Source organism: Rhodococcus sp. NPDC056506, assembly GCF_042794945.1.
GTDB lineage: Bacteria > Actinomycetota > Actinomycetes > Mycobacteriales > Mycobacteriaceae > Rhodococcus_F.
This window is the reverse complement of record NZ_JBHTSW010000080.1, coordinates 1-7,588: the sequence shown is the minus strand read 5'-3', so window position 1 is coordinate 7,588 and position 7,588 is coordinate 1. Positions and strand designations below refer to the sequence as shown.

6 protein-coding genes are annotated in these 7,588 nt (G+C 63.3%); 1 reads left to right on the top strand and 5 read right to left on the bottom strand.

The features are described 5' to 3' along the window. Positions 1–64 precede the first annotated feature (64 nt). The 5 genes from phoU to ACFQ6H_RS29535 form a co-directional block, all read right to left on the bottom strand. A complete protein-coding gene (phoU, locus tag ACFQ6H_RS29555) occupies positions 65–760 on the bottom strand; it encodes a phosphate signaling complex protein PhoU (protein WP_003940130.1) in 696 nt (231 codons plus the stop codon). A 72-nt stretch (positions 761–832) separates the two neighbouring features. Next, positions 833–2,890, bottom strand: coding sequence for an LCP family protein (locus tag ACFQ6H_RS29550; protein WP_378650396.1), 2,058 nt, complete (start codon positions 2,888–2,890; stop codon positions 833–835). A gap of 150 nt (positions 2,891–3,040) precedes the next feature. Then, on the bottom strand, positions 3,041–4,183 hold the full coding sequence (dusB, locus tag ACFQ6H_RS29545; RefSeq protein WP_003939756.1) for a tRNA dihydrouridine synthase DusB: 1,143 nt from the start codon (positions 4,181–4,183) through the stop codon (positions 3,041–3,043). Positions 4,184–4,264: 81 nt separating this feature from the next. Beyond that, positions 4,265–5,224: an acyl-ACP desaturase gene (locus tag ACFQ6H_RS29540; RefSeq protein WP_378446580.1), complete on the bottom strand. Its 960-nt coding sequence runs from the start codon at positions 5,222–5,224 to the stop codon at positions 4,265–4,267. 128 nt (positions 5,225–5,352) lie between these two features. Next, a complete protein-coding gene (locus ACFQ6H_RS29535; protein ID WP_378650394.1) occupies positions 5,353–6,231 on the bottom strand; it encodes a LysR family transcriptional regulator in 879 nt (292 codons plus the stop codon). 114 nt (positions 6,232–6,345) lie between these two features. On the opposite strand from ACFQ6H_RS29535, the gene ACFQ6H_RS29530 reads away from it, so the two are divergent. Further along, entirely contained in the window at positions 6,346–7,563 is a 1,218-nt protein-coding gene (locus ACFQ6H_RS29530; protein WP_378650392.1) for an MFS transporter, read from the top strand. The last annotated feature ends 25 nt before the right edge of the window (positions 7,564–7,588 follow it).

Sequence of the window (7,588 nt, the reverse complement as noted above, 5' to 3'; positions counted from 1 at the left end):
TACTGAATAGGAATGGCGGCCGCGCAAGTGCGCGGCCGCCTTTTACTCACGTGGACGGTTGGGTTCAGAGATCCGGGTACGAGGTGAGGTTGTCGACCTTCTCGGTGGTTTCCGGCTCTTCGGGCAGCTTGCCGGTCACCAGGAAGATGACGCGTCGGCCGACCTCGACAGCGTGATCGGCGAACCGCTCGTAGAAGCGGCCGAGCAGAGTGACGTCGACTGCGGCGGCTACGCCGTGCTTCCACTCGCGATCCATGAGGACGGTGAAGAGGTGGCGGTGGAGGTCGTCCATCGCTTCGTCTTCTTCGCGCAGGCGAGCAGCGCGCTCGGGGTCGCGGGTCTCGAGTACGACCTTGGCGGCTGCACCGATGGAGACGGCGATGCGTCCCATCTCGGCGAAGTAGCCGTTGACCTCTTCAGGAAGCACGTGGTTGGGATGTCGGCGGCGCGCGATCTTGGCGACGTGCAGGGCGAGTGCACCCATGCGGTCGATGTCGGCGACGATCTGGATTCCGCTGACCACCGAGCGCAGATCTCCGGCAACGGGAGCCTGCAAGGCAAGCAACGCAAACGCACGCTCCTCGCAAATGGTGCTGAGTTCGGTGATCTTGTCGTGTTCGCCGATTACTTGTTCTGCCAGGGACAGGTCTGCCTGGAGCAGGGACTGGGTGGCGCGCTCCATAGCGGCACCTGCCAGTCCTGCCATCTCGCCGAGCGTGTCTGCAAGCTCGGTCATCTGTTCGTTGTAAGCCACGCGCATGAGGTCAGAGCCTACGTGCCGTGAAAGACCAAGTCACAAGCACCAGGTGAACGCAAGGTGAATGAACAAGTCTCAGTCGCAGGTGGTGTCTCCGGCGTTGACGCTGGCGATGTCGGCGGGCAGAGCCGTCGAGGTGCTGGTGTCGACCGACGTCGGATTTGCCGCCAGCATGGTCCCCGGCTCGGCGGGGGCGACGACGGTGCCGGAGAAATTGCTTCCGACGACGACCTCGATCATGTCTCCCATGCTCGGAGCGAGAACGAGAACCGCACCGGGAATCGACGACGCGACGGTCACCGCTTCAGCCTCGTAGCCTGCGGCGTAGCGCACGACGGTGGTTGATGCCTGAGCATTCGCCAGGCCGGTGGCTGCGCTGAAGTTACCGACCGTGGAGATCTGGAAACCGTAAGCCGCGAGGCTGTCGGCGATCGTCGCAGCCTGCCCGGCGATTCCCGACGCGTTGGAGACGTCGACCGAGATGTTGTAGGCGCTCATCGCCTCGACGGAAGTGGCGGCCGGCGGCGTGCTGGACGTAGGAGCGGTTGTCGTGGAACTGGTCGACGACGGTGTGGTGTCCTCGCGCTCTTCACCCGGAAGTGGATCGTCGTCGATGATTGCTTGGAAGAGGGACTTGATCTCGTCGGTGCGAGGAATCTCGTTGCCCCAGTCGTTGGTGCCGTCGGTGGGGACCGTCAAGAACGTGACCGCGCCTGCATCGACGTTCTGCAGCGAACGGCCGAGGGTGACCAGTGATTTCGTGTCGATGTTCTCGACGAACGTGTCGCTGGTGAAGGCGTTGATGAATCCGTTGAGCTTGCTCGGATTCAGGAGGACCTGGTTGGACAGGGCCGAGCGAAGCAGCGCCGACAGGAACTTCTGCTGACGGGTGATGCGTCCGTAGTCGCCGTTGCCTTCGGCTTCGACGTGGCGGGCGCGCACGTAGTTGAGTGCGGTACGGCCGTCGAGCATCTGCGTGCCGCCGGACGCGAGGACGGTTCCGAGGATGCCGTCCTCGATCGGTCCGGGGGAGCAGACGTTCACGCCGCCGACGGTGTCGACCATGCGCTCGAAACCGGCGAAGTCCATTCCGACGAAGTGCCCGATTTTCAGGCCGGACATCTTCTGGATGACCTTGACCAGGCACTTCGGGCCACCGAGTGCGTACGTCGCATTGAGCTTGTCGCCACTGGCTGCCGGAAAGGTTTCGCTGGTGTACTTGCCGGCGTCGTTGTCCCAGCCCTGGCAGATCGGACGTTCGACGTCGAGGTCACGAGGGAAGGAGACTGCGACGACACGGCTTCGGTCGGCGGGAATGTTCACCAGCATGACCGTGTCGGCTCGGGCACCTTCGGCGTCTTCGACGGTTCCGGCGCCGATCTCACCGCTCGCACCGGCTCGGGTGTCGGTGCCGATGATCAGGTATGTCTCGTCACCGAGCTGGCCGCCGGCGTCGATGATGTCGTCGGATTCGGTGTCGAGTGCTGCAATCTGATCGAAGCCGCCTTCGACTGATCGCAGATAACCCCACACGACGCCGGTCAATGCGAGCGACATGACGGCCAGGAACGCTACCGCTGATCGGCCGATCACTTTTGCGCGATGGCGTCGGCGAATCTTGCTTTGCGCCAGGCGGGTGGCGCCGGTGTCACCGACTACTCGCGGCACTGCGGAGGTGACGGGATGTTCTTCGGTTATCCAGTCCGCTGCGGCAGGCGGGACTGTCGGGCGAGCGGGAATCGGCCGGGCTGGGGGCGGTGCCGATGCCGCCCGGGGCGATGCCGACGGCGCCGGGGGTGGTGCCGATGCAGCTCGCGATGGAGTCTTGGGTGGGGTGGACTTGGGCGGCGCAGCCGGGGCTGGTGGCGGCTTTTTGTCGCCTACCCGGCGGACCAACTCGGCGACTGACACGGAGTCGTCGGTCGGAGGAGAATCCCGTCGGCCGGTACGTCCACTGCTGCGACGCTCCGGGGGAGTGGGCGGTTGCGGTGCTGGTCGCTGGGGTGTGGCTGGGCGCGGGGGCGTTGCCGGTTGGTCCGGTCGGGCGCTGCGGAAGCGCTTGTCTGCGAGCGGACGTTCCCAGGGGGCGCGGCTCTCGGGCGGAGGTGGGCCCGAATCGTGATCATCACCCACCGATGCAACCTGTCCCGTCGTCGACTGTCAGTAACTCGTCATTCAGATGCCGGCGTCAACCGGTTGTCGACGAAGCTGGAGCCATATTACTGGTGAATCCTGAGTGCTCCACTCAGAAAGTGATGTGAGTAATCCGACGGCATGTTTTCGCTAGCCGCCAGAGTGCATCATGTCAGCTCCCACCGGCACAAGGTCGTCCTCGGGATCGTCGAGCCAACCTTCCGGAAGTGCCACCTGACCGGGTGAGCCTTGGCGTCCGCGTGGGCCTTCGGCGTCTTTGGGGAAAGGGACGTCGTGATCGAGCTGTCCGAGCAGGTCGTCCAGTTCGGACAACGTGCTGACCAAGGCCATCGAGACTCGCAGATCCGATCCGACCGGGAACCCACGCATGTACCAGGAGACGTGCTTGCGAAGTTCGCGCAAGCCCTTCATTTCACCGTGATGCGCGGCGAGCAGTTGGGCGTGACGGGCGATGATCTTGGTGACTTCGCCGAGCGTCGGCGGCGTGGCGATCTGTTGTCCGTTGAGCGCTGCGCTGAGTTCCGCGAACAGCCATGGCCGTCCGAGGCAGCCGCGTCCGACGACGACTCCGTCGCAGCCGGTCTCGTTCATCATGCGGGCAGCATCCGAGGCGTCGAAGATGTCGCCGTTGCCGAGGATCGGTACGTCGGTGACGTGTTCCTTGAGGCGCGTGATCTCGTTCCAGTCAGCAGTGCCGGAGTATCGCTGCGACGCGGTTCGTGCGTGAAGCGCGACTGCAGCGGCGCCTTCAGCTGCGGCGATCCGGCCGGCGTCGAGGTGTGTGTGATGTTCCGGGTCGATACCGACGCGCATCTTGACGGTGACCGGAATGTCGGTGCCTTCGGTGGCGCGCACGGCTGCCGCGACGATCTGTCCGAACAGTCGACGCTTGTACGGCAGCGCCGATCCGCCGCCCTTGCGGGTCACCTTCGGTACCGGGCAGCCGAAGTTCATGTCGATGTGATCGGCCATGTTCTCGTCGACGATCATCTTGGCCGCGGCGTACGTCGTATCCGGGTCGACGGTGTAAAGCTGCAGCGACCTGGGCGTTTCGGTCGGGCCGAACGTGGTCATGTGCATCGTGGCCGGCTGGCGTTCGACGAGCGCGCGTGCGGTGACCATTTCGCAGACGTAGAGCCCGGACGTGCTGCCTGCACGTTCGAGTTCGAGTTCACGGCACAGCGTGCGGAAGGCGACGTTGGTGACGCCCGCCATGGGTGCGAGGACCACGGGGCTGTGCAGCTCGAGTGAACCGATACGAAGGGATGACATGACTACCTCTGAACAAATATTTGTGACAATTGGAAGTGCCCGGCACCGAATCCGGTACCGGGCACAGAATAGCTGGTGAAACTAAGAAGCCTGCTGTTCGCGCTTGGCGGCTTCGCGTGCGAGCATGCGATCGCGCTGCTCCTCGAACTTGGTCGCGTTGGCGGCGAGGGTCTCGAGGAAGGCCGCCAACTCCTCGCGCGTGTTCTCGCCTTCGGCACTGAAATCGTTGCGCTCGAAGATGTTCCACTTGCGCAGGACCGGCCAGACGACCTCGTCGAGGTGCTGGCGAAGGTCGTAGATGCCGTGCTTGGCCATGAGAGCGCCGTTGCGGCGGAAGTTCGGCATTCCGGCGCCGGGCATCTGGAAGTTCTGGACGATGTTCGCCACAGCCTTGAGAGCCTGGTCGGGAGCAAGATCGAGCGCGGCGGCGCAGATGTTGCGGTAGAAGATCATGTGCAGGTTCTCGTCCGCCGCGATGCGCTGAAGCATCTTGTCGGCAACCGGCTCGTCGCAGGCCTTGCCGGTATTGCGGTGGCTGACGCGTGTCGCGAGTTCCTGGAAGGTCACGTACGCGACTGAGTGCAGCAGCCCGGCGTCGCCCTCGTCGATGGGTGCGCTGTAACCGTTTGTCATGTGTTCCATGCGGAAGCGCTCGAGCTCGACGGGGTCGACTGCGCGCGTGACGACGAGGTAATCACGCATCACGATGCCGTGGCGGTTCTCCTCGGCGGTCCATCGGCCGACCCACGTGCCCCAGGCGCCGTCCTGCGAAAAGTTCTCGGCGATCTCACGGTGGTACGACGGCAGGTTGTCCTCGGTGAGCAGGTTGGTGATCATCGCGGCTCGGGCGACCTCGCCGAGTTGTGACTGCTCGAGACTCCAGTCTTCGCCGCCCATGGCTGCGAAGTTACGACCCTCGTCCCACGGGACGTAATCGTGTGGATGCCATTCCTTGGCCATGGAGATGTGGCGGTTGACGTTCTCCTCGGCAACCGGCTGCAGCTCTTGTAGCAGCTCCAGCTGCGTCAGAATCCTCGTCATTTCTTGCCTCCATGTTGAGTGAATGCGCGACTTCGCCCCAGCCTACGGCACCGTAGGTTTGAAAAGAATGGCATGAAAATTGCTCCCCTCGAGCGATGTTACCGATCCGTAGTTATCCGGGGGCACTTTCACGACCAAGTCGTTCTTTGGACGTAGTCGCGGAACGTCCGGGCGGGATCGGACAGCTCGCGGCTCTTCGACCAGATCAGCCCTATTTTTCGCTGTGCTCCTTCGATCGGTACGTAGACGACTCCTTCGGCCCAGATCGGCGGATCTTGAACCGGCATCACCGAGACACCGAAGGACGCGGAGACCAGTCCGCCGACCGTTGCCAGCTCGCTGCTCTCGAAGACGAAATTCGGAGTGAATCCTGCGGCCGCGCAGAGTTCATCGAGAATTCTTCGCATCCCGAAGTTCGGGTGCATTCCGATGAACGGTTCTTCGGCCGCGTCCGCAAGCTCGACCGAATGCAGCTGCGCAAAGCGATGATCAGCCGGAACAGCCAATGCCAGTGACTGCTGAGCGATCTGCATCCACGCCACCTGTGGATCGCGCGGCTGCGGCGAGACGACGGCCAGGTCGGACGTGCCGGCGGAAATTCTGTCGACCAGGAACTGGGCACTGTCCTGATGCAATTCGAATCGCACCCCGGGATGCTCGACGCGATATCCCCGCAGCATGTGCGGAACCAGCCAGGTTCCGAACGAGTGGAGGAAGTCGAGTCGCACCGTGCCGCTCTCGGGGCTCGCCAGCGACCGGATTTCGGTCTGCGCCGCGTCGAGGGCGCGGAGCGCGGTCCGAGCGTGTTCGTAGAGGATCTCGCCGTACCGGTTCAGTTCTAGTCGGCGTCCCTGACGGTCGAAGAGTGTCACGCCGATCTGTCGTTCGAGGCGTGCGAGTTTGCGTGAAAGGGTCGGCTGCGACAGGTGGGTCAGGTCCGCAGTCGCGGTGACCTGTTGGGTTTCGGCGAGTACGACGAACCACTCGAGGTCTTCGGTCAGCATCACGAACCAAATCTATATGCGACTCAGACATGTAGAAGTCCAAATTTATGCATTTTCTTTTGCCGAAGCTGGGCGGGAGGATTCTTACCGGAGGTAAGAGATGCCTGGAGGTACGTGGTGACTGTTGAGAACGTGATCGAAACCGAGGTGGCGCCGCTCCGCCGGGGATCCGCCGGGTATCGCACGGTGACCGTTGCGTTGTTCGCGGCCGGACTGTCGACCTTCATCTCGATGTACGCGGCACAGGCGTTGCTGCCCGCGTTCGCGGAAGGCTTCGACGTCTCGCCGGCGGTGTCTGCGCTGTCCGTCTCGGCCACGACGGGCATGCTGGCGTTGGCAATCATTCCGGCCAGTGCGCTCTCCGAGCGGTTCGGTCGCACACGGGTGATGATCGCGTCGGCGTCGGCGTCCTGTGTGATCGGTTTGCTTCTGCCGCTGAGTCCGACGATCGAGGTTCTGCTGGTCGGACGCGGAGCACAGGGATTGGCTCTGGCTGGTGTCCCGGCGGTGGCGATGGCCTATCTGGCAGAAGAGGTCGATCGGAAGGACCTCGGTGCGGCGATGGGGAGATACGTCGCTGGTACGACCATCGGTGGTTTGATCGGGCGGCTTGTTCCCTCGGCCGTGGTCGATTTCAGTACGTGGCGTTGGGCGCTGTTGACTGCGTCCGCGCTGTCGGCATTGTTCGCGCTCAACATGATCCGGCAGCTTCCCGCGTCGAAGTTCTTTCGCCCGCAACCGATATCGGCGCGCACGATCGCGTCGAATCTACGACGTCACCTTGCGAACCCGTCGCTGCGAACACTCTTCGCTTTGGGATTCATCCTGATGGGCGGTTTCGTGTCGATTTTCAACTTTCTCGGGTTTCGGCTCACGGCAGCACCTTTCGGCCTTCCTGAAGCGCTTGTGGGCCTGGTGTTCCTTTTCTACCTTGCCGGAACTTTCACCTCGGCGGTAGCGGGCGGGGCCTCTGACCGACTGGGTAGGCGCAGCGTTCTGCTCGGGTCGGTTGTCGTCATCGGTATCGGCCTGGCACTGACCGTTCCGGACACTCTGGCGTTGACGCTCGTGGGGATGCTGCTCTTCACCGGAGGATTCTTCGCGGCACATTCGGTGGCCAGTGGTTGGGTGGGGCTGATCGCTACCGATCACCGGGCCGAGGCGTCGGCGTTGTATCTGTTTGCCTACTACGCGGGTTCGTCCGTGGCGGGCGCCCTCGCGGGTCTCGCATACGCGGGTGGCGGTTGGGGTGGGGTCAGTGCTTTTGTGGGCGCGCTGCTGTTGGTTGCGTTTGCATTGTCGCTGAGGATGTTTCGATCTTCGACCGTTGACTGAACAGAGCGCTGCGGCGATCCCGAAC

Excerpts from the sequence above, each read along its gene's own strand:
- ACFQ6H_RS29540 (WP_378446580.1), bottom strand. The coding sequence starts at position 5,224 with ATGACGAGGATTCTGACGCAGCTGGAGCTGCTACAAGAGCTGCAGCCG.
- dusB (WP_003939756.1), bottom strand. The coding sequence starts at position 4,183 with ATGTCATCCCTTCGTATCGGTTCACTCGAGCTGCACAGCCCCGTGGTC.
- phoU (WP_003940130.1), bottom strand. The coding sequence starts at position 760 with ATGCGCGTGGCTTACAACGAACAGATGACCGAGCTTGCAGACACGCTC.